Origin of the sequence: Limnohabitans sp. Hippo3 (genome assembly GCF_003063665.1) — a bacterium.
Taxonomy (GTDB): Bacteria; Pseudomonadota; Gammaproteobacteria; order Burkholderiales; family Burkholderiaceae_C; genus Limnohabitans_A.
The window spans coordinates 1-18,461 of record NZ_NESF01000014.1; the positions used below are offsets into that span (position 1 = coordinate 1).

The 18,461-nt window shown below is 61.9% G+C and carries 18 protein-coding genes; 9 read left to right on the plus strand and 9 right to left on the minus strand.

Annotation, left to right across the window (positions count from 1 at the left end; translation table 11 throughout):
- Positions 1-184: 184 nt before the first annotated feature.
- The 3 genes from B9Z34_RS13075 to B9Z34_RS13085 form a co-directional block, all read right to left on the minus strand.
- Positions 185-1,675 (minus strand): tripartite tricarboxylate transporter permease, encoded by a 1,491-nt coding sequence (locus tag B9Z34_RS13075; RefSeq protein WP_108428566.1) that lies wholly within the window; start codon positions 1,673-1,675, stop codon positions 185-187.
- Between the two features lie 76 nt (positions 1,676-1,751).
- Positions 1,752-2,216, minus strand: a complete 465-nt coding sequence (locus B9Z34_RS13080; protein WP_108428567.1) for a tripartite tricarboxylate transporter TctB family protein — start codon at positions 2,214-2,216, stop codon at positions 1,752-1,754.
- On the minus strand, positions 2,213-3,187 hold the full coding sequence (locus B9Z34_RS13085; protein ID WP_108428568.1) for a tripartite tricarboxylate transporter substrate binding protein: 975 nt from the start codon (positions 3,185-3,187) through the stop codon (positions 2,213-2,215). Before B9Z34_RS13085 ends, B9Z34_RS13080 begins: the two co-directional genes overlap by 4 nt.
- Positions 3,188-3,323: 136 nt before the next feature.
- On the opposite strand from B9Z34_RS13085, the gene B9Z34_RS13090 reads away from it, so the two are divergent.
- Both B9Z34_RS13090 and B9Z34_RS13095 read left to right on the plus strand, forming a co-directional pair.
- Positions 3,324-4,031: a response regulator transcription factor gene (locus B9Z34_RS13090; RefSeq protein ID WP_199220126.1), complete on the plus strand. Its 708-nt coding sequence runs from the start codon at positions 3,324-3,326 to the stop codon at positions 4,029-4,031.
- Complete coding sequence (locus B9Z34_RS13095) at positions 4,028-5,443, plus strand: sensor histidine kinase (protein ID WP_108428569.1); 1,416 nt, start codon at positions 4,028-4,030, stop codon at positions 5,441-5,443. Before B9Z34_RS13090 ends, B9Z34_RS13095 begins: the two co-directional genes overlap by 4 nt.
- Before the next feature lie 324 nt (positions 5,444-5,767).
- Here B9Z34_RS13095 and B9Z34_RS13100 read toward each other — a convergent pair whose 3' ends face one another.
- Both B9Z34_RS13100 and zwf read right to left on the minus strand, forming a co-directional pair.
- Positions 5,768-6,613: a MurR/RpiR family transcriptional regulator gene (locus tag B9Z34_RS13100; RefSeq protein ID WP_108428623.1), complete on the minus strand. Its 846-nt coding sequence runs from the start codon at positions 6,611-6,613 to the stop codon at positions 5,768-5,770.
- A 111-nt stretch (positions 6,614-6,724) separates the two neighbouring features.
- Complete coding sequence (gene zwf, locus B9Z34_RS13105; RefSeq protein WP_108428570.1) at positions 6,725-8,188, minus strand: glucose-6-phosphate dehydrogenase; 1,464 nt, start codon at positions 8,186-8,188, stop codon at positions 6,725-6,727.
- An 84-nt stretch (positions 8,189-8,272) separates the two neighbouring features.
- On the opposite strand from zwf, the gene tal reads away from it, so the two are divergent.
- The 7 genes from tal (at position 8,273) to B9Z34_RS14820 (ending at position 15,520) form a co-directional block, all read left to right on the plus strand.
- Complete coding sequence (gene tal, locus B9Z34_RS13110; protein WP_108428571.1) at positions 8,273-9,220, plus strand: transaldolase; 948 nt, start codon at positions 8,273-8,275, stop codon at positions 9,218-9,220.
- Positions 9,221-9,428: 208 nt separating this feature from the next.
- Complete coding sequence (gene pgi / locus B9Z34_RS13115; protein WP_108428572.1) at positions 9,429-10,961, plus strand: glucose-6-phosphate isomerase; 1,533 nt, start codon at positions 9,429-9,431, stop codon at positions 10,959-10,961.
- Between the two features lie 54 nt (positions 10,962-11,015).
- Positions 11,016-11,432 (plus strand): hypothetical protein, encoded by a 417-nt coding sequence (locus B9Z34_RS13120; protein ID WP_108428573.1) that lies wholly within the window; start codon positions 11,016-11,018, stop codon positions 11,430-11,432.
- A gap of 74 nt (positions 11,433-11,506) precedes the next feature.
- Positions 11,507-12,793: a TolC family protein gene (locus tag B9Z34_RS13125; protein WP_108428574.1), complete on the plus strand. Its 1,287-nt coding sequence runs from the start codon at positions 11,507-11,509 to the stop codon at positions 12,791-12,793.
- Positions 12,794-12,795: 2 nt separating this feature from the next.
- Positions 12,796-14,220 (plus strand): multicopper oxidase family protein, encoded by a 1,425-nt coding sequence (locus B9Z34_RS13130; protein ID WP_108428575.1) that lies wholly within the window; start codon positions 12,796-12,798, stop codon positions 14,218-14,220.
- Positions 14,221-14,264: 44 nt separating this feature from the next.
- Positions 14,265-14,762, plus strand: coding sequence for a plastocyanin/azurin family copper-binding protein (locus B9Z34_RS13135; protein ID WP_108428576.1), 498 nt, complete (start codon positions 14,265-14,267; stop codon positions 14,760-14,762).
- A gap of 11 nt (positions 14,763-14,773) precedes the next feature.
- Positions 14,774-15,520 carry a DUF411 domain-containing protein gene (locus B9Z34_RS14820; RefSeq protein ID WP_158268730.1) on the plus strand — a complete coding sequence of 249 codons (747 nt, stop codon included), beginning with the start codon at positions 14,774-14,776 and terminating at the stop codon, positions 15,518-15,520.
- Positions 15,521-15,675: 155 nt separating this feature from the next.
- Here B9Z34_RS14820 and groL read toward each other — a convergent pair whose 3' ends face one another.
- From groL to B9Z34_RS14760, 4 genes are all read right to left on the minus strand, one after another.
- The gene (gene groL / locus B9Z34_RS13145; protein WP_108428577.1) at positions 15,676-17,325 is read right to left on the minus strand and encodes a chaperonin GroEL; all 1,650 of its coding nucleotides are present in this window, start codon (positions 17,323-17,325) and stop codon (positions 15,676-15,678) included.
- 43 nt (positions 17,326-17,368) lie between these two features.
- A complete protein-coding gene (gene groES, locus B9Z34_RS13150; RefSeq protein ID WP_108428578.1) occupies positions 17,369-17,656 on the minus strand; it encodes a co-chaperone GroES in 288 nt (95 codons plus the stop codon).
- Between the two features lie 150 nt (positions 17,657-17,806).
- Positions 17,807-17,986, minus strand: coding sequence for a hypothetical protein (locus tag B9Z34_RS14755; protein WP_233249607.1), 180 nt, complete (start codon positions 17,984-17,986; stop codon positions 17,807-17,809).
- 36 nt (positions 17,987-18,022) lie between these two features.
- Entirely contained in the window at positions 18,023-18,391 is a 369-nt protein-coding gene (locus tag B9Z34_RS14760; RefSeq protein WP_233249609.1) for a helix-turn-helix domain-containing protein, read from the minus strand.
- Between the last annotated feature and the right edge of the window lie 70 nt (positions 18,392-18,461).

An 18,461-nucleotide genomic window follows, 5' to 3' on the forward strand; every position in this document is an offset into this window, starting at 1 on the left:
AATCTTCGGGTGACCGATGCGATCAGGCGATGGCAGGACCTACGCTACCGTTTGGCTGAACCGAGCCGAAAACGCCGCTCACAGAGGGCAACGTTGCGTAAGATATTAAGTTAGCGCATATGCGCATGCGCGGGTATGACAGGTAGAGTGGGTATGACAAGTGAAGCAGGTATGACAGATGAAGTCAACGCCCAGCGCGGTAGCGCTTCCACAGTGGTGGCAGGATCAGTAGCAGAGCCGCAATGGTCATCAGGCTGCCCGACAAGGGTCGCGTGAGGAAGGTGGACCAATCGCCCTGGCTGATGGTCAGCGCCTGGCGCATGGATTGCTCGGCCATGGGTGCCAAGATCAGACCCACAATGAGCGGAGCCGCTGGGAAGTCGAATCGCCGCATCGCGTAGCCGATCAGACCAAAAGCGAACAACAAGCCAACGTTGAAGACCGAGTTACCCGCGCCATAAACGCCTGCAGTCGAGATCACGATGATCCCTGCATACAACCAAGGCGGTGGGATCTTGAGCAGTTTGACCCAAAGGCCGACCAGGGGCAGATTCAGGATCAGCAAGATCACGTTACCTATGTAGAGGCTGGCGATCAGAGTCCAGACCAGACTGCTTTGAGATGCGAACAGTTGCGGGCCGGTTTGAATGCCGTAGCCTTCAAATGCTGACAACATGATGGCTGCTGTGGCAGATGTGGGAATACCCAAGGTGAGCAGTGGCATCAAAACACCTGCGGCGGCCGCATTGTTAGCGGCCTCTGGGCCAGCGACTCCTTCGATCGCACCTTTGCCAAACTCTTCCGGGTGCTTGCTGAGTTTTTTCTCGGTGTAGTACGACAGTAAGGTGGGTAACTCGGCTCCACCTGCGGGCATGGCACCAATGGGGAAACCATAAAACGCACCACGCAGCCAGGGTTTCCAAGAGCGGGACCAGTCGTTTTTACTCATCCACAGGCTACCGGAGACTTTCATCACTTCGCCTGTTTTGGTTTCGCGTCCTTGCCAGGCCAGATACAGGGCTTCACCTACCGCGAAAATGCCGACCGCTGCTACAGTGACTTCAATGCCATCGAGCAGTGACGCATGTCCAAATGTGAAGCGGGCCTGACCGGTTTGCAGGTCAATGCCCACCAGACCCAGCAAGGCCCCGACGGTCAAGGCGATCAGGCCACGCAGCATGGAGTTACCTAGCACTGCCGAGACGGCAACCACCGACACGATCATGAGGCTGAAGTATTCGGCAGGGCCAAAGGCGAGCGCTGCGTCAACCACCAAGGGCGCAAAAAAAGTCAGCGCCAAAGTACCAATGGTGCCTGCCACAAAGCTGCCAATGGCGGCCGTGGCCAGGGCCTGACCGGCCCGCCCGTTGCGCGCCATTTTGTTGCCTTCCAGCGCGGTCATCATGGAAGAGGCTTCGCCGGGTGTCTTGATCAAAATGGACGTGGTGGAGCCGCCATAGGCTGCGCCGTAGTAAATACCGGCGAACATGACGAACATGCTGGTCGCCGGGACGTGGTAAGTCAGGGGCAGCAGCAGGGCAATGGTGAGCGCTGGGCCAATGCCCGGCAATACGCCCACCAGGGTGCCAATGAAGCAGCCCACAAACCCCCACATCAGGGTTACGGGCTGCAGCGCATTGGCAAAACCACCCATCAGGGCGTCAAAAGAGGACATGGTGTGAATCCAGCAAGGGCTCCGGGCGGGTGCCCGGAGACGGGAACAAATCAAAACAGGGTTCTGTGGCTGTCTCTCAGAACCACGCGGGTAGCGCTGGGCCCAGACCCACGCCCAGAATGCGCGCAAACAACAACCAGAAGGTGCTGGCAATCAAGGCACAGATGATGAGCGATTTGGCATTGAGCGGTGCATCGAACGACCGCGCCACGCCCATGCCGCACAGCGTGCCCGGAATGACAAAACCCAGCGGCATCACCAGCAAAATGAAAGCCAGCCCGCCCCCGAGCAAAGACAGAAGACGGCGGTTGGCCCCGGGCAGGGGCGTCTGGTCTTCGGCCAGGCTTTCGTCGGTCTGCTCGCCACGCCAGGCGCTGATGCCGTAAATGAGGGCCAGCAAGGCCAGCCCACCCACCACGACCGCAGGCACCAGGGTGGGGCCCACGGTCATTTGCATCAGCGACTCCGGGATCAGGCTGACTTGCCAGGCTGCTACGCCGCACAGGCTCACCAGTGCCAAGGCCACATGCAACGGTGTCATGCCAGACCCAGCTCTTTCATGAGCACTTCTTTTTCGGCGATATCCTTCGCCAGATCACGCTCAAAGGGGCGTTCGGTCATGAAGGCATGGGTCCATTTGCGGGTTTCGAGCTCCTGCTTCCAGCCAGCCGACTGGGTCAGTTTGGTGATGAAGTCGATCAGCAAGTTGCGCTGCGCCTCGCTGATGCCAGGCGCTGCAAAGACACCGCGCCAGTTGGACTCGGTGACATTCACGCTCAGCTCGGTCAATGTGGGGACATTGACGCCCGGAATGCGGCTCTTGCCTGATACGGCCAAGGGGATCATCTTGCCCGCTTTGATTTGTTCTTCAAATTCAGAGTAGCCTGAGATGCCGGCCACGACTTGGTTTCCCAAAATCGCCGCATTGGCAGGGCCGCCGCCCGCGAAGGCCACATAGGCGGCTTCGCGTGGGTTTTTGCCCAGCGCCTTGATCAGCATGCCCAGGATCAGGTGGTCCGTGCCACCTGCGCTGCCCCCCGCCACCGACACGGCCTTGGGATTGGCCTTGATAGCAGCCTCGAGTTCTTTCCAGGTTTTGATTTTGCCCGCAGTAGGGACCACAATCACGCCCGCCTCTTCGGTCAGGCGGGCAATAGGCGTGACGTTTTTGATGGTGACGGGGCTCTTGTTGGCAATGCCTGCGCCAATCATGACCGAGCCGCCAACCATGAGGCTATTGCCTTGACCTTTGCGCTGGTTCACAAAGCGGGGCAGACCCACCATGCCGCCAGCGCCGCCGACGTTTTCAAAAGCCATGTTGCCCACCAGGCCAGCAGCCTTGGCTGCGCGTTCGATGGCACGGGCAGTGCCATCCCAGCCACCGCCCGGAGCGGCGGGGACAAACATGTTCAAGGTGTCGAACAGGGGTTTGGCCTGTGCCCAGGCGGGCAGGGTCAAGGATGCGCCAGCGGCAGCGCCGAGGGCCAGGAAGTCGCGTTTGGAAATGGACATGCAGGTCTCCTGTGTGAAAATAAAAACACCACTGCCGGGCACGCACCACGGACAGATGGCACGATTTTGGTGCCGGGCCGGGCACCAAGCTGTCAATCACCTGTCAAATCCATTCAGTAATTACCCTCAACCGCCCATGACGCCCCGAATCCTGCTGGTGGAGGACACCCCCGACATTGCCCTGTGGTTGGGCACCGCATTGCGCCAAGGGGGCATGCAGGTCGAATTTGCCACCGACGGCCATGCGGCCGACCGTTGCCTGCAGCCGGGCCACGGCTTTGACGCGGTGCTGCTCGATTTGCAGCTGCCCGGGCAAGACGGCTTGAGCGTGTTGCAGGCCTTGCGGGGGCGGGGTGATGAGGTGCCGGTGCTGGTGCTCACGGCGCGGGCCAGCGTGCCCGACCGGGTGCTGGGCCTGAACATGGGCGCTGACGATTACTTGCCCAAGCCTTTTGATCTGAGCGAACTCGAGGCCCGGCTGCAGGTGCTGCTGCGCCGCCATGGCCGCGCCAAAACCACCGCGCTGCGGTGGGGGCCGCTGGAGATGCAGCCGGAAAACGGCACCGCACAACTGCACGGCCAGGTGTTGGCGCTGACCCAGCGCGAAGCCGCTGCGCTTCGGGTATTGCTGTCTTCCCCGCAACGCACCGTGAGCAAAGAGCAGCTGCACACCGAAGTGTTCGTGGGTGACGACACCGGACTGGATGCGGTGGAGGTGCTGATTTACCGCCTGCGCAAAAAGCTCGAATCGTCTGCGGCATCGCAAGGGCGAGTGCCCGAGGTGGTGATCACCACCTTCCGTGGCATGGGCTACATGTTGACTTCTCCGGTCGGCACCCCATGACGCCGACACCTGCGCCATCGAATCGTGCCGTGGCATCGCTGCGCAGGCGTTTGCTCAGCTGGATCTTGCTGCCCTTGGCTGCACTGATTGGCGTGAACGCCTGGGTGGGCTATGGCAACGCGGTGCAGGCGGCCAACGAGGCCTACGATCGGTCCTTGTACCTGGCTGCCCGCACCTTGGCGGAAGAGCTGGCTTGGCGCGATGGCCGCGTTCAGCTGGACGTGATGAAGGCCGCGGGCTACCTGTTCGAGAACCACACCGGATCGCGTTTGTTCTACAAAGTCACCACCCCCGGCGGTCAGTGGCTGGCGGGGGTGGCGGCCTTGCCCGATGCCCCCGTGCGTGCGCAGTCGGCTGTGAAGTACTTTGCCTTGGTGCAGTTTGACGATGGGGTGTACCTGAACCAGCCCGTGCGTCTGGCGCAGCTCACACATGTCATGGAAGACGCGGGCCTGGCCGACCCGTTGATCAAGATCACCGTGGCCGAGACCATGGAGGCGCGACAGCAACTGATCCAGCATATTTTGTGGGACACCTTGGGCAGCCAGGGCTTGTTGCTGCTGGCCGCTGCGGGCTTGGTGGTCTGGGGTGTGCAGCGCGGCATCCGGCCGCTGGAGGCCTTTCGCCAGCAACTGGCGAGCAAGGCCGACGATGATTTCTCGCCCATTCAGCCGCCAGACTTGCCGCGCGAGTTGCGGCCCCTGATCGAGACCCTCAACAGCTATCTGGACCGGCTGGGGCGCTTGATCGACATTCGCAAACGTTTTCTGGACAACGCCGCGCACCAGCTGCGCACACCGCTCACGGCCCTCAAGACGCAGCTGGCGCTGGCCCAACGCAACACCGAGCCTGAACAGGCGCAGACCTTGTTGACCGCTGCGCGCCAAACCACCGAGGATGCCGTGCGCCTGACCGAGCAGCTGCTGGCCATGACCCGTGTGGAGCACGCCCGGGAAATGCACAGCCCTCAAACCGTGGACCTGGTGGCGTTGGCACGGCGCGTGACGCAAGAGCATCTGGTGCGGGCCCACCAGCTGGGCGATGACCTGGGGCTGGAGGCACAGGTGGTGCAATGTGAAGTGCAAGGCGTGGACCTGCTACTGCATGAAGCCTTGAGCAACCTGATTGATAACGCGATTCACCACGGCCCTGTGGGCACGCACATCACGGTGCGTGTGGGCCATGGTTGGTTCGAGGTGGAAGACGATGGCCCGGGCATCGCGCCCGAGCACCAGGCGCATGTGTTCGAGCGCTTTTACCGCGCGGCCCCTTCAGGGGTGACGGGCAGCGGTTTGGGTTTGGCCATCGTGAAAGAGATCGCCAGCCAGCACGGCGCGCAAGTGCGTGTGCGCAGTCCTTTGCGCGATGGTCAGGGCACGGTCATCCGTATGGCTTGGGTGAGTCACGGTTGATCTTCGTGACCGAGCGCCACTGCGCCTTTGTTTGTCACGCCCGATTGGATCGGGCGTTTATGCCTTCGTTAGCTATGGATACCCGCATGCGCGGGTATGACAAACCCTCATCAAGCCTGGTCCAAAGCCTCTTCACGCCCGATTTGATCGGGGGTCTATGCCTTCGTCAGCCATGGATACCCGCATGCGCGGGTATGACAAATTCTCGTTACGCCTGACCCAAAGCCTCGTCACCCCTGACTTGATCGGGGGTCTATGCCTTCGTCAGCCATGGATACCTGCATGCGCGGGTATGACAGGTAGATCGGTGTGACGGGTGCTAGCTCAGGTATAGCGTTTGCTACGCAGGTTGTTTTTCATGTCGCGCAGCACGGGTTGCAGTTCTTCGCCAATGCGCAGCGCCACCGTGGTGGCCAGGATATCGATGATGAGCAGGTGCAGCAATCGCGAGACCATGGGGCTGTATTTGTCGTAGCCCTCGGGGTGGTCGGCCGTCAGGTGGATGTGCCCTGCGCTGGCCAGGGGGGAGCCGCTGGCGGTGATGACGATGGTTGTTGCGCCTTGCTTTTTGGCGATGTCGCAGGCGTCCATCAGGTCACGCGTGCGGCCGGAGTTGGAGATGATCACCGCGCAGTCGCCGGGCCTGAGCATGGACGCGCTCATGACCTGCATGTGGCCATCGCTGTAGGCGATGGCGTTCACGCCGAGGCGGAAGAATTTGTGCTGTGCGTCCTGCGCCACGATGCCGGAGTTGCCCGCACCGTAAAACTCGATGCGGCGGTTGGTTTTTTGTGTGGCGGCCAGGGCTTGGGCCGCATGCTCCAGCGCGAAAGAGCTGGCGTCGTTGCGGTATTTCAAGAATGCGGCCACGGTGTTGTCAATCACCTTGACTGCGATGTCACTGGTTTTGTCGTCTACATCCACACTGCGGTGAATGAAGGGCACGCCCTCGCTGACGCTGCCCGCCAGCTTGAGCTTGAAATCGGACAGGCCGTCGTAACCCATGCTGCGGCAAAAACGCACCACGGTGGGTTTACTCACATGGGCGCGGTCAGCCAGCTCGGTCACGGGCAGGTTGGCAAAAGCCCGGGGGTCGGCCAGCACGAGTTTGCCCACACGTTGCTCGGCCGGGGCCAGGGAGGGCAAAGAGGCTTTGATTCGGTCGAGCATGGTGTGCCTTTCGTGTGGTGTCAATTTGTCATCCCAGGGCTTGACCCGGGGATCCATGGATTCCCGATCAAGTCGGGAATGACGTGAAAGAGGGTCGGGAATGACTGCGTGTCAGACCTCTTCGCTCCAGCAAAAGCCGTCGCGCGCGATCATGGCGCTCGATGCGCTGGGGCCCCAGGACCCGGCGGCGTAGGGCCGTGGCCCGATGGTGTCGCTGGCCCAGTGTTGCAAGATGGGTTCGACCCAGCGCCAGGCTTCTTCCTGTTCGTCGCTGCGCACGAACAGGTTCAGGCGGCCATCGAGCACATCGAGCAGCAAGCGTTCGTAAGCCCCCACGCGCTCGCTGCCAAAGCGTTTGTCAAAGTCCAGGTCCAGGTGCACCGGGCTCAGGGTCTGTCCGCCTGCACTCTGACCGCGTTTGCTTTGGCCTTGGGCAAACAGGTGCAGCTCCAGCCCGTCTTTGGGCTGCAGGTGGATGACGAGTTTGTTCACCTGGCCCACGGGGGTTCTGAAAATATCGTGGGGTGTGGGGCGGAAGTTGATCTCGATGTGCGCCTCACGCGAAGCCATGCGTTTGCCCGTGCGGATGTAAAACGGCACACCCGCCCAGCGCCAGTTCGCGATTTCGGTGCGCAGGGCCACGAAAGTTTCGGTGTTGCTGTCGGGGCTCACGCCGGGCTCGTCGCGGTAGCCGGGCACCGCTTTGCCTTCCACATTGCCCGCGCTGTACTGGCCGCGGATCACATGCTGGCTCAGGGTTTCGGGGGTCCAACGTTTCAGGGCACGCAGCACCTTGAGCTTTTCGTCGCGGATGGCGTCGGCGTGGGCGTTGATGGGGGGCTCCATCGCAATGGCGCACAGCAGTTGCAGCGCATGGTTTTGCACCATGTCGCGCAGGGCACCTGTGGTTTCGTAAAAGCCGCCGCGCTTTTCCACGCCCAGCTCTTCGGCCATGGTGATCTGGATGTTGGCGATGTGCTCGCGCCGCCACAGGGGCTCGAACAGCGCGTTGCCAAAGCGCATGGCAAACAGGTTTTGTACGGCGGGCTTGCCCAGGTAGTGGTCGATGCGGAAGACCTGCTGCTCTTTGAAGGCCAGGCCCACCGCATGGTTGATGGCACGGTTGGAGGCCAGGTCGTGGCCCAGTGGTTTTTCGAGCACGATGCGCGTTTTGGGCGTGTTCAGGCCGCTGGCCGCGAGCTGTTCGCAGACGGTGGTGAACAGGCTGGGCGCGGTGGACAAATACATCACCACATGGTCGGTTTCGCGCTCGGCCAGGCGGCTGGCCAGCGCCGCATAGGCTTCGGGTTGGGACAGGTCCATGCGCACGTAGCACAGCAGGGCGGCGAAACGGGCGAACTCTTCAGGGTTGGGGCGCTTGTCGCCCTCGACCTGCTCAAAGCGCGACTGGATTTGCTGGCGGTATTGCTCGTCACTCAAATTGTCACGACCCACACCGATGATGCGGCCCCCTTCGGGCAAACTGCCGTGGCGGTAGGCCTGAAACAGGGCGGGCATGAGTTTGCGCCAGACCAGATCGCCTGTGCCGCCGAAGAAAACCAGATCAAAAGCCATGATGTTCTGAAATTACATGAAAAATTGGTTTGTAATGTAACTTTGTTTCATCGATAATTCAAGCCACACCTCCTGAAAACCGCCATGAACCAACTCGACGCCCTCAAACAATTCACCACCGTGGTGGCCGATACCGGTGATTTCAAGCAGCTCAGCGCTTTCCAGCCGCAGGACGCGACGACCAACCCGTCACTGATTCTCAAAGCGGTGCAAAAGCCCGACTACGCGCCTCTGCTGGCCGAAACCGTGGCGATACACCGGGGCCAACCGCTGGATGTGGTGATGGACCACTTGCTGGTGCGTTTTGGTTGCGAAATTTTGAAAACCATTCCCGGCCGTGTCTCGACCGAAGTGGACGCTCGCCTGAGTTTTGACACCGCCGCCACGCTGGCGCGTGCGCGCCGCCTCATGGCGCTGTACGAGGCGCAGGGCATCGGCCGCGAGCGCGTGCTGATCAAGATCGCCTCGACCTGGGAAGGCATTCAGGCCGCAGCCGAACTCCAGCGCGAAGGCATCCGCTGCAACCTGACGCTGCTGTTCGCTTTTTGCCAGGCGGTGGCCTGTGGCCAGGCGGGTGTGCAGCTGATCTCGCCTTTTGTGGGCCGCATCTACGACTGGTACAAAAAAGCCGCAGGCCCCAACTGGGTGGAAGCCGACAACGCTGGCGCGAACGATCCCGGCGTGCAGTCGGTGCGGGCCATCTTCAACCACTACAAAAAGCACGGCATCGCCACCGAGGTGATGGGCGCGTCATTCCGCAACATCGGCCAGATCACCGCGTTGGCCGGATGTGACTTGCTGACCATCAGCCCTGAGTTGCTGGCGCAGCTGGCCGCGACCGAGGCACCTTTGGGCCGCGCACTCGATGCCGATGCGGCACGCGCCATGGACCTGCCCGCCATCACTTATGACGAAGCCTCTTTCCGCCTCGCCTTGAACGAAGACGCCATGGCCACCGAGAAATTGGCCGAGGGCATTCGCGCTTTCTGTGCCGATGCGGTCAAACTTGAAGTGCTGATGCAGCAAGCCTGATTCGCGCCAAGTTTGGCTTGGCCCATCTTGTTTTTGTGGGAGGCCGCCCCTGCGGCCGAATGCACGTTGGGTTCGTATAGGCATTCGCGAGCAGGGGCTCGCTCCCACATAGTCAAACGCCTTGATGAAGCATTTTTGTAGGAGCGAGCCCCGCTCGCGAATCGCTGAATCCACCGCTATTTTTGAAACCGCTCGATTGAAAGCCCTTATGCGTTGTGACCAGACCCTCGCCTGGAAAAATCTACAAGCCCATGCCCAAGGCTTCGCGGGCTTTGATTTGCGCACCGCTTTTGCGGCCGATGCACAGCGTGCGCAGACCCTGAGCCAGTCGGCACCGCATGTGTTTGCCGACCTGTCGAAAAACCACACCGACAGCGCCACTGAAGCTTTGTTGATGGCGTTGGCGCAGCAGACAGGCCTGGCCGCGCACCGCGACGCCATGTTCCGTGGTGAGCACATCAACGCGACCGAAGACCGCGCTGTCATGCACTGGCTGCTGCGCCAACCCGCGGGCAGCCTGCAGGGGGCGCTGGCAGCGCCGCTGGCACAGGTGCATGAAACGCAGGGTGCCATGCTGCAGTATGCCGAGCAGGTGCGCGCCGATGCGCAGATCACCGACGTGGTGAACATCGGTATTGGCGGCTCGGACCTGGGGCCGCAGATGGCGGTGCTGGCGCTGCAGGACTTCGTGATCCCGGGCAAGCGCTTTCATTTTGTGTCGAATGTGGATGGGCATGAACTGGCCGCGGTGCTCCAAGGCCTGAAGGCAGAGAACACCCTGTTCCTCATCGCGTCTAAAACCTTCACCACCATCGAGACCATGACCAACGCCCGCTCGGCGCTGGCCTGGTTCCAGGCGAAGGGCGGTACCGATGTGTCGCACCACTTTGCGGCGCTCACCACCCACGTGTCGGCAGCAGCCGCGTTCGGCATCACCACCACTTTCGGCTTTTGGGACTGGGTGGGCGGGCGTTATTCGGTGTGGTCGGCCATTGGGTTGCCTGTGGCCATCGCCATCGGTGCACAGGGCTTCAAGAATTTTCTGGCTGGGGCGCACGCGATGGACCAGCACTTCCAGACCGCGCCGCTGGAGGCTAACTTGCCGGTACGCCTGGGCTTGCTCGATGTCTGGTACCGAAATTTTCTCGGCTACACCAGCCGAAGCATTGCGCCCTACCACAGCGCCTTGCGCCGGGTGCCTGCGTATTTGCAGCAGTTGGAGATGGAGAGCAACGGCAAGCGTGTAGACCGCAACGGGCAGGCGCTTTCTTACGGCACCTCGCCTGTGCTCTGGGGCGAGCCCGGCACCAACGGGCAGCACGCTTACTTCCAGATGATGCACCAAGGGACCGATGTGGTGCCGCTAGAGTTCATCGCCGTGAAAAAGCCCACGCACAGCCTGAAAGACCACCACGAACTGCTGTTGGCCAACGCGATTGCACAGGCGCAGGCGCTGATGCTGGGCCAGGCCGATGAAGGTGGTCACAGGCACTTCACGGGCAACCGGCCCAGCACCTTTTTGTTGCTGGACGAACTCACGCCTGCCAGCCTGGGGGCGCTGATCGCCTTGCAGGAACATCGCGTGTTCACGAGCGGCTCGGTCTGGGGCATCAACAGCTTTGACCAGTGGGGCGTCGAGCTGGGCAAGGTGCTGGCCAAAGACATCCATGCGCGCATGCTGTCTGGCGATGCCTCGGGGCTGGATGCTTCAAGCGCCGAGTTGCTTCGCCGGGTCCGCTGAGGGGTTTGCCTGCCAGCGAGTCCAGCTGGGTGATCCTTGGCTTATGATTTGACCATGCGCCGACTTTTCCTTTGCTTTCTGCTGTGCCTGATGCCCCTGCGGCTGTGGGCGGGCGCATGGATGCCTGTGGCGGAAAGTGGTGCGCGCCATCCCTCTGCAGTGACGGTGCTCAGCTTGGCGCAATACGCGCCAGCGGAAGCTGTGCATGACTGCCATGACGCCATGGCAGATTTTGTGCCCGAGGTGCACGCCAGCCATGCGCAGCCAGCCGCGCAGACCGATTCAGGCGTTCAAAATGCCGATTGCCAAGATGGCACCTGCCAACTCTGCGGCGTTTGCCACCAGAGCGCGAGCCTCACGGCATGGCCTTTGGTGCTGCCTGTTTTTCAGGCCCATCCGCTGCCTGTCGGTGCTTCTGTGGCGCATCTCGCCCTGACAGCGCCGCCGCTCACCAAGCCCCCCATTTCCTGAACCTCACGCCACAGGTGCGTCCGTTGGCCGTCAAGGCGGGCGGGTGCCGTGTTCGTCTGTTTCAGGAAATTGACATGAATCCCCTTTTGAAACGTGCCCTGGGTCCTTGGGCCTTGGGTGCCGCGCTGGCGGCAGGCCTGGGGCCTGCTGCCTGGGCGCAATCGAGCAACGCGCCATCACCCCTGACTTGGCAGGATGCCAACCGGGCCGTGGCGCAGTTTCCCCGTGGCCATGCGGATGTGCTGCGTTGGGAGCAAAAAAACCTGCCGCCCTTGCAGGAAGCACCCGCGCACCCCGATACGGGGCAGCTGACGCTGGCTGTGGCCCAGCGCCTGGCGCTGCAGGACGAAGCCCAGTGGCTCAAACCCGGCATGAGCGTCGTGGAGGAGGCCGAAGTGCGCCAGCAGATGGCGGCTGTGCGCCGTGATGTGCAAAAGCTTTGGGTCGATGCGGTGGCCAGCCGCCAGTCGGTGGCGCACAGCCGAGACATTCTGGCCGTGGCGCAAGCCGGGGCCGAACTGGGCCAGCGCATGGCGCAGGTCGGCAACTGGAGCCGTGCCCGGCAAATCCAGGAAGAGCTGTCGCTGTGGGACGCACGCGCCCGGCTGGACAAGGCGCTGCTGCAAGCCGACCGTGCGCTGCAGGCCTTGTGGCAGCGCATCGGAGCAGGCATGACGCCCCAGACCCTGGCGCAGCAGTTGCCTTTGCATCTGCCCTTGGGCGCACCCACAGAGGGTGCGGTTGAGGTCTTGAGCGGCACGCCGGCACAAGGCAGTGTTCCTGCGGATGCTCTGGCGGCCTTGCAGGCGCGGGCGTTGCAGGCCCATTTGCGCTGGCCTCTGGAGGACCTGCAGGCGCGGCGTTTGATGGCCGGGCTGGGCTTGAGTGCGCAAGATTTGCAAGCCGCGCAAAAAGCCATGCAAGAGCTGGCCGGGCAGGAACGGCCGATGTGGGACCCGCGCAACATGCGCTGGGGCCATGCGTTTGAAAAGGCGTGGCAAGCCCGCCTGCAAGCCGACCGGCTGGCGCGGCAGGTGCGTGCCGATGTGCAGCTGGCGGTGAACGCTTACCAGCTGGCACGCCAGACGGCGCAGCACACGCAGGCGCAGGTGCTGCGCTTGCACACCGAGCTCTCGCAGGAGACCCTGCTGCGCTACAACGGCATGCTCAAAAGCACCTGGGACCTGCTGGCCAGCGCCCGCACGCGCATCGACAGCGTAGACGCGGCCCTGCAGGCACAGCGCCAGCTCTGGCTGGCCCATGCCGATCTGATGACCGTGCTGGCGGGCTTGCCTTATCCAGCCGTGGCCAGCGATGCGTCTGGCGCAACCGGCCCTACCACCAACTCCGCAGGACACTGACCATGCAACGCCGAGATTTTTTCCAGAAAGCCATGGCCGCTGCAGGCTCTATCGCCGGTGTAGCGGTGGCCACCACCGCCGTCAGCCGCAGCGCGCTGGCTGGCCTGCCCGAACCCGTGATCCAGACGCGCCCCGACACCGCCCCGCCCTGGACGCCCCCGGGCGTGACCGGGGCCGGACGCCCCTACAACCCGGTCGTCACCCTGAACGGCTGGACCTTGCCTTTTCGCATGAAAGACGGCGTCAAGGAGTTCCATCTGGTGGCCGAGCCGGTGTTGCGCGAGATGGCACCGGGCTTTGTCGTCAACATGTGGGGCTACAACGGCCAAAGCCCCGGCCCGACCATCGAAGTGGTTGAAGGCGACAAGGTGCGGATTTTTGTCACCAACCAACTGCCCGAGCACACCACCATCCACTGGCACGGCCAGCGCCTGCCCAATGGCATGGACGGCGTGGGCGGCCTGAACCAGAAGCAGATCCCCGTGGGCAAGACCTTTGTGTACGAGTTTGTGGCGCGCAGGCCGGGCACCTTCATGTACCACCCGCATGCCGACGAGATGACGCAAATGGCCATGGGCATGATGGGCCTGTGGATCACCCACCCCAAGGGCCAACACCCGCTGATCGCCGAGGTGGACCGCGACTACGCCTTCCTGTTGAGTGCCTACGACGTCAGCCCGGGTGCCAAAACCCCCAATGTGAACACCATGCTGGACCAGAACATCTGGAGCTGGAACAGCCGGGTGTTCCCGGGCATCAGCCCGCTGGTGGCTCGCCTGAACGACCGGGTGCGGGTGCGGGTGGGCAACCTGACCATGACCAACCACCCGATCCACATCCACGGCATCGAGTTCGAGGTGACCGGCACCGACGGCGGCCCCCTGCCCAAAACCGCGCGTTGGCCCGAGGTGACCACCGACGTGGCCGTGGGCCAGATGCGGCAGCTGGAGTTCATCGCCGACGAGCCCGGCGACTGGGCCATGCACTGCCACAAGAGCCACCACACCATGGGGGCCATGGGCCACGACGTGCCCACCATGATCGGTGTCGACCACCGCGGCCTGGTGCAAAAAATCCAGAAGCTCATCCCGGAGTACATGGTCATGGGCGAGCGCGGCATGGCCGACATGGGCGAGATGGAAATGGAGCTGCCCGAGAACACCTTCCCCATGATGACCGGCACCGGCCCTTATGGCCCCATCGAGATGGGCGGTATGTTCACCACGCTCAAGGTGCGCGCCGAGCAAAAACCGGGCGACTACAGCGACCCGGGCGATTACAAACAACCGCCCGGCACGCAATCTTTCGAGTACACCGGACCAGTGGCGGCGACTCCTCATGCCACGCGTGCACCCGAGGCGAACGCCCAAGCTGCGGCGGCACCGGCAAGCCAGGTGCGCAAACCGCAGGGCCATGCACACCACTGAGTGCAGCCCGCATGCATCTTCGATATCGACAAAAAGGACTTTTCATGAACACCACACTGAACACCACACTACTGATCGCTGGCCTGCTGGCGCTGCCGCTGGCGCAGGCCCATTCGCCTTCGGCCCATGCCAGCCATTCGAACCACCACGCCCGGGCAGCTGCCGAGCAAAAAGATTGGGGCATCGCAGGCGACCCGAAGAAAGCACAGCGCACCATTGAGATCCGCATGACCGACGACATGCGTTTTGCCCCCAAGGAGATCCAGGTCAAGCTGGGCGAGACCGTGCGCCTGGTGGCGGTGAACGCGGGCAAGGTCTTGCACGAGATCGTGATCGGCACGCCACAAGAGCTCAAGGCGCATGCCGAGATGATGAAAAAACACCCTGGCATGGAACACGACGAGCCCTACATGGCGCATGTCGATCCCGGCAAAAAAGGCGACATCGTCTGGACCTTCAACCGCGCGGGCACGTTTGAATTTGCCTGCCTGATCCCCGGCCACTTTGAAGCGGGCATGATCGGCCGCATCACTGTCAAGTGAGGGTATACACCATGCAAAGACGTCAATGGCTTCGTGCCGCAGCCCTGGTGGGGCTGTTGGCCGCCGGTTTTCAGCGCAGCGCGCTGGCGCAGGCCACCACCGTTCAGGTCTGGAAAGACCCCAACTGCGGCTGCTGTCACCTGTGGGTGGAGCACCTGCAGGCCAGTGGCTTCAAGGTCGAGGTGCGCGATGTCGGCAACACCGCTGCGCGCAAACGCCTGGGCATGCCCGAGCAACTCGGCTCCTGCCACACCGCGTCGGTGGGCGGCTACGTCATCGAGGGCCATGTGCCTGCTGCCGACATCCACCGCCTGCTGAAGGAGCGGCCCGTGGCTTTGGGCCTGTCGGTGCCGGGCATGCCGATTGGCAGTCCGGGCATGGATGGCCCGGAGTACAAAGGCCGCAAAGACGCTTACGACGTGTTGTTGGTGCAAAAAGACGGCAGCACCAAAAGGTTTCAGCGCTACCCGGGCCAGGCGCGCATGGCGCAGCGCGGGGGTGTGCAACGGGTGAGCGACACGGCGGCGGCCCTGCCTTGGGCCACGGCCGAGGTGCGGCGCATCGACAAGGCTGCGGGCAAGGTGTCGCTCAAGCACGGCGACATCAAAAACCTCGACATGCCGCCCATGAGCATGGTGTTCCAGGTCAAAGACCCCAGCCAACTCGATGCCTTGCAGGTCGGCCAGCAAGTGCGTTTTCAGGCCGTGCAGGAAAAAGGTGCTTACTGGGTGGTGAAGATCGAAGCGGCGGCGATGTGAAGGACCATGGGGTCAATCAAAGACCTTTCGCCCAAGAAAAAGCCCTGCAAGATGTGAACCTTGCAGGGCTTTTTGAAGTCATGGACCCCGGGTCAAGCCCGGGGTGACAGACTTGGCCGGGGTTACCTGCCAAGTCCTTTTGACCGGTTGGGCATTTACATGCCCATGCCGCCCATACCACCCATGCCGCCCATGTCAGGCATGCCGCCGCCCATGGGGGCGTCGTCTTTCGGGGCTTCCGAAACCATGCACTCGGTGGTCAGCATCAAAGAGGCCACGGACGCTGCGTTTTGCAAGGCAGTGCGTGTCACTTTGGTGGGGTCCAGGATACCCATTTCGATCATGTCGCCATAGGTGTCGTTGGCGGCGTTGAAGCCGTAGTTGCCTTTGCCGGCCAACACCGCGTTCACCACCACCGATGGCTCGCCGCCAGCGTTGTACACGATCTCGCGCAGAGGCGCTTCGATGGCCTTGAGCACCAGCTTGATGCCGGCGTCCTGGTCAGCGTTGTCGCCTTTGATGGTGCCAGCAGCCTGGCGTGCGCGCAGCAGAGCCACGCCGCCGCCAGCCACGATGCCTTCTTCCACGGCAGCGCGGGTGGCGTGCAGGGCGTCTTCCACGCGGGCTTTCTTTTCCTTCATCTCGACTTCGGTGGCAGCGCCGACCTTGATCACGGCCACACCGCCAGCCAACTTGGCCACGCGCTCTTGCAGCTTTTCGCGGTCGTAGTCGGACGTGGCTTCTTCGATTTGCACGCGCACTTGCTTGACGCGGGCTTCGATGTCAGCAGCAGCACCAGCGCCGTCGATGATGATGGTGTTTTCCTTGCCCACTTCGATGCGCTTGGCTTGGCCGAGGTCAGCCAAAGTCACTTTTTCGAGGGTCAGGCCGACTTCTTCAGCGATCACTTTGCCGCCGGTCAGGATGGCGATGTCTTCCAGCATGGCCTTGCGACGGTCGCCGAAGCCTGGAGCCTTGACAGCGACAACTTTCAGGATGCCACGGATGGTGTTCACCACCAAAGTGGCCAAGGCTTCGCCTTCGACTTCTTCGGCAATGATCAGCAAAGGACGGCCGGCTTTGGCCACGGCTTCCAGTGTGGGCAGCAGATCGCGGATGTTGCTGATCTTCTTGTCGAACAACAACACGAAGGGATTGTCCAGCAAAGCAGCTTGCTTTTCGGGGTTGTTGATGAAGTAAGGCGACAGGTAGCCGCGGTCGAATTGCATGCCTTCCACAACGTCGAGTTCGTTGTTCAAGGACTTGCCGTCTTCCACGGTGATCACGCCTTCTTTGCCCACTTTGTCCATGGCGTTGGCGATGATTTCGCCGATGCTGGAATCAGAGTTGGCAGAGATCGAGCCGACCTGGGCAATTTCCTTGCTGGTGGTGGTGGGCTTGGAGGCCTTCTTCAGCTCTTCGATCAGGGCTGCAACAGCCTTGTCGATGCCGCGCTTGAGGTCCATGGGGTTCATGCCTGCGGCCACGTACTTCATGCCTTCGCGCACGATGGATTGAGCCAGCACGGTGGCGGTGGTGGTGCCGTCGCCTGCGTTGTCAGACGTCTTGGAAGCGACTTCCTTGACCATCTGGGCACCCATGTTTTGCAGCTTGTCCTTGAGTTCGATTTCCTTGGCCACGGACACGCCGTCCTTGGTCACGGTGGGGGCGCCGAACGAGCGCTCCAGAACCACGTTGCGGCCTTTAGGGCCCAGGGTGACTTTGACCGCGTTGGCCAAGATGTTCACGCCTTCAACCATGCGTGCGCGGGCTTCGCCGCCGAAAATGACGTCTTTTGCTGCCATGTGAGTAGCTCCTGAATGTATTTAAAAAATGGAAAAGTGAGACTTATTCGACAACGGCGAACAGGTCTTCTTCTTTCATGACCAACAGCTCGTCGCCGCCGACCTTGACGGTCTGGCCGCTGTACTTGCCGAACAAGACGCGGTCGCCGACTTTGACGGTCAGGGCCTTGGTTTCGCCTTTGTCGTTGGTTTTGCCAGGGCCGACGGCCAGGACTTCACCTTGATCGGGCTTTTCAGCGGCGGAGTCGGGGATCACGATGCCCGAGGCTGTTTTGGTTTCGCTTTCGACACGCTTGACGATCACGCGATCGCCCAAAGGACGCAGTTTCATGGAATCTCCTGGATTTGAAACAAGGGTTGAAAAACAAAAGCACCAGAAAACGGGTGCAGCTGAAATCTGAGGAGGGGTGCTGTTAGCACTCAACTCCATCGAGTGCTAATGATAAGGGCTTTTGGGCATATTTCAAGCCCGGGGCGTTTTTTACTGGTGGACGGGGCGGGGCGCGTCGGTGCTGCTGGCCTGCGAACTGCCGAGCATGTAGCCATAGACCAGGTCGGTGCTGATGTCGCCTTCGAACAGGTTGATCTTTCGAGCCAGGTGCAAAGGGCTGTTGGCTGGCAGGTGAGCGCTGTTGTAGACCACGATGTGGGCGTTTTGCATCAAGTTGTCTTGCAGGTGCAGCGGGGTCGTGTGCAGCTATGGAATGCGCGCATCGATGAAAAACACCCCCACCGCCTGGTGAGTGCCCATCAAGTCCAGCGGGTGGGTGATGACCTTGACGTGCTCCCAGTGGTTCATCTTCTCGAGTGCGGGCGGCAGATGCTGGCTGTCGTGCAACACACAGACCCAAGGGGCGTCGGACGAGCTCAGCAGGCCCGGAAACCCCTTTTGCTTGCAGTATTGGTTCAGGGACGAGGACAGGATGCGTCGGTGCCCACCTTGGGTGACAAAAGCCTTGAAAACGCCGTTTTCCACCATGCGCTGGATGGTGCCGACCGACAGGCCCAACATTTTGGCGGCTTGGCTGGTGCTGAAGTAGTTGGGGTGAATTGGGTGATTTTTCATGGTGAAGGCCTTGTGTGCGCTGAAAAGAATGAAATGGGTGTTTTCAGGCTCTGCAGCCATGGTAGGGCCC

Bases quoted from the DNA above. Each gene is read 5' to 3' on its own strand.
- B9Z34_RS13075 (WP_108428566.1), bottom strand. From the start codon at position 1,675: ATGTCCTCTTTTGACGCCCTGATGGGTGGTTTTGCCAATGCGCTGCAG.
- B9Z34_RS13080 (WP_108428567.1), bottom strand. From the start codon at position 2,216: ATGACACCGTTGCATGTGGCCTTGGCACTGGTGAGCCTGTGCGGCGTA.
- B9Z34_RS13085 (WP_108428568.1), bottom strand. From the start codon at position 3,187: ATGTCCATTTCCAAACGCGACTTCCTGGCCCTCGGCGCTGCCGCTGGC.
- B9Z34_RS13090 (WP_199220126.1), top strand. From the start codon at position 3,324: ATGACGCCCCGAATCCTGCTGGTGGAGGACACCCCCGACATTGCCCTG.
- B9Z34_RS13095 (WP_108428569.1), top strand. From the start codon at position 4,028: ATGACGCCGACACCTGCGCCATCGAATCGTGCCGTGGCATCGCTGCGC.
- B9Z34_RS13100 (WP_108428623.1), bottom strand. From the start codon at position 6,613: ATGCTCGACCGAATCAAAGCCTCTTTGCCCTCCCTGGCCCCGGCCGAG.
- zwf (WP_108428570.1), bottom strand. From the start codon at position 8,188: ATGGCTTTTGATCTGGTTTTCTTCGGCGGCACAGGCGATCTGGTCTGG.
- tal (WP_108428571.1), top strand. From the start codon at position 8,273: ATGAACCAACTCGACGCCCTCAAACAATTCACCACCGTGGTGGCCGAT.
- pgi (WP_108428572.1), top strand. From the start codon at position 9,429: ATGCGTTGTGACCAGACCCTCGCCTGGAAAAATCTACAAGCCCATGCC.
- B9Z34_RS13120 (WP_108428573.1), top strand. From the start codon at position 11,016: ATGCGCCGACTTTTCCTTTGCTTTCTGCTGTGCCTGATGCCCCTGCGG.
- B9Z34_RS13125 (WP_108428574.1), top strand. From the start codon at position 11,507: ATGAATCCCCTTTTGAAACGTGCCCTGGGTCCTTGGGCCTTGGGTGCC.
- B9Z34_RS13130 (WP_108428575.1), top strand. From the start codon at position 12,796: ATGCAACGCCGAGATTTTTTCCAGAAAGCCATGGCCGCTGCAGGCTCT.
- B9Z34_RS13135 (WP_108428576.1), top strand. From the start codon at position 14,265: ATGAACACCACACTGAACACCACACTACTGATCGCTGGCCTGCTGGCG.
- B9Z34_RS14820 (WP_158268730.1), top strand. From the start codon at position 14,774: ATGCAAAGACGTCAATGGCTTCGTGCCGCAGCCCTGGTGGGGCTGTTG.
- groL (WP_108428577.1), bottom strand. From the start codon at position 17,325: ATGGCAGCAAAAGACGTCATTTTCGGCGGCGAAGCCCGCGCACGCATG.
- groES (WP_108428578.1), bottom strand. From the start codon at position 17,656: ATGAAACTGCGTCCTTTGGGCGATCGCGTGATCGTCAAGCGTGTCGAA.
- B9Z34_RS14755 (WP_233249607.1), bottom strand. From the start codon at position 17,986: ATGCAAAACGCCCACATCGTGGTCTACAACAGCGCTCACCTGCCAGCC.
- B9Z34_RS14760 (WP_233249609.1), bottom strand. From the start codon at position 18,391: ATGAAAAATCACCCAATTCACCCCAACTACTTCAGCACCAGCCAAGCC.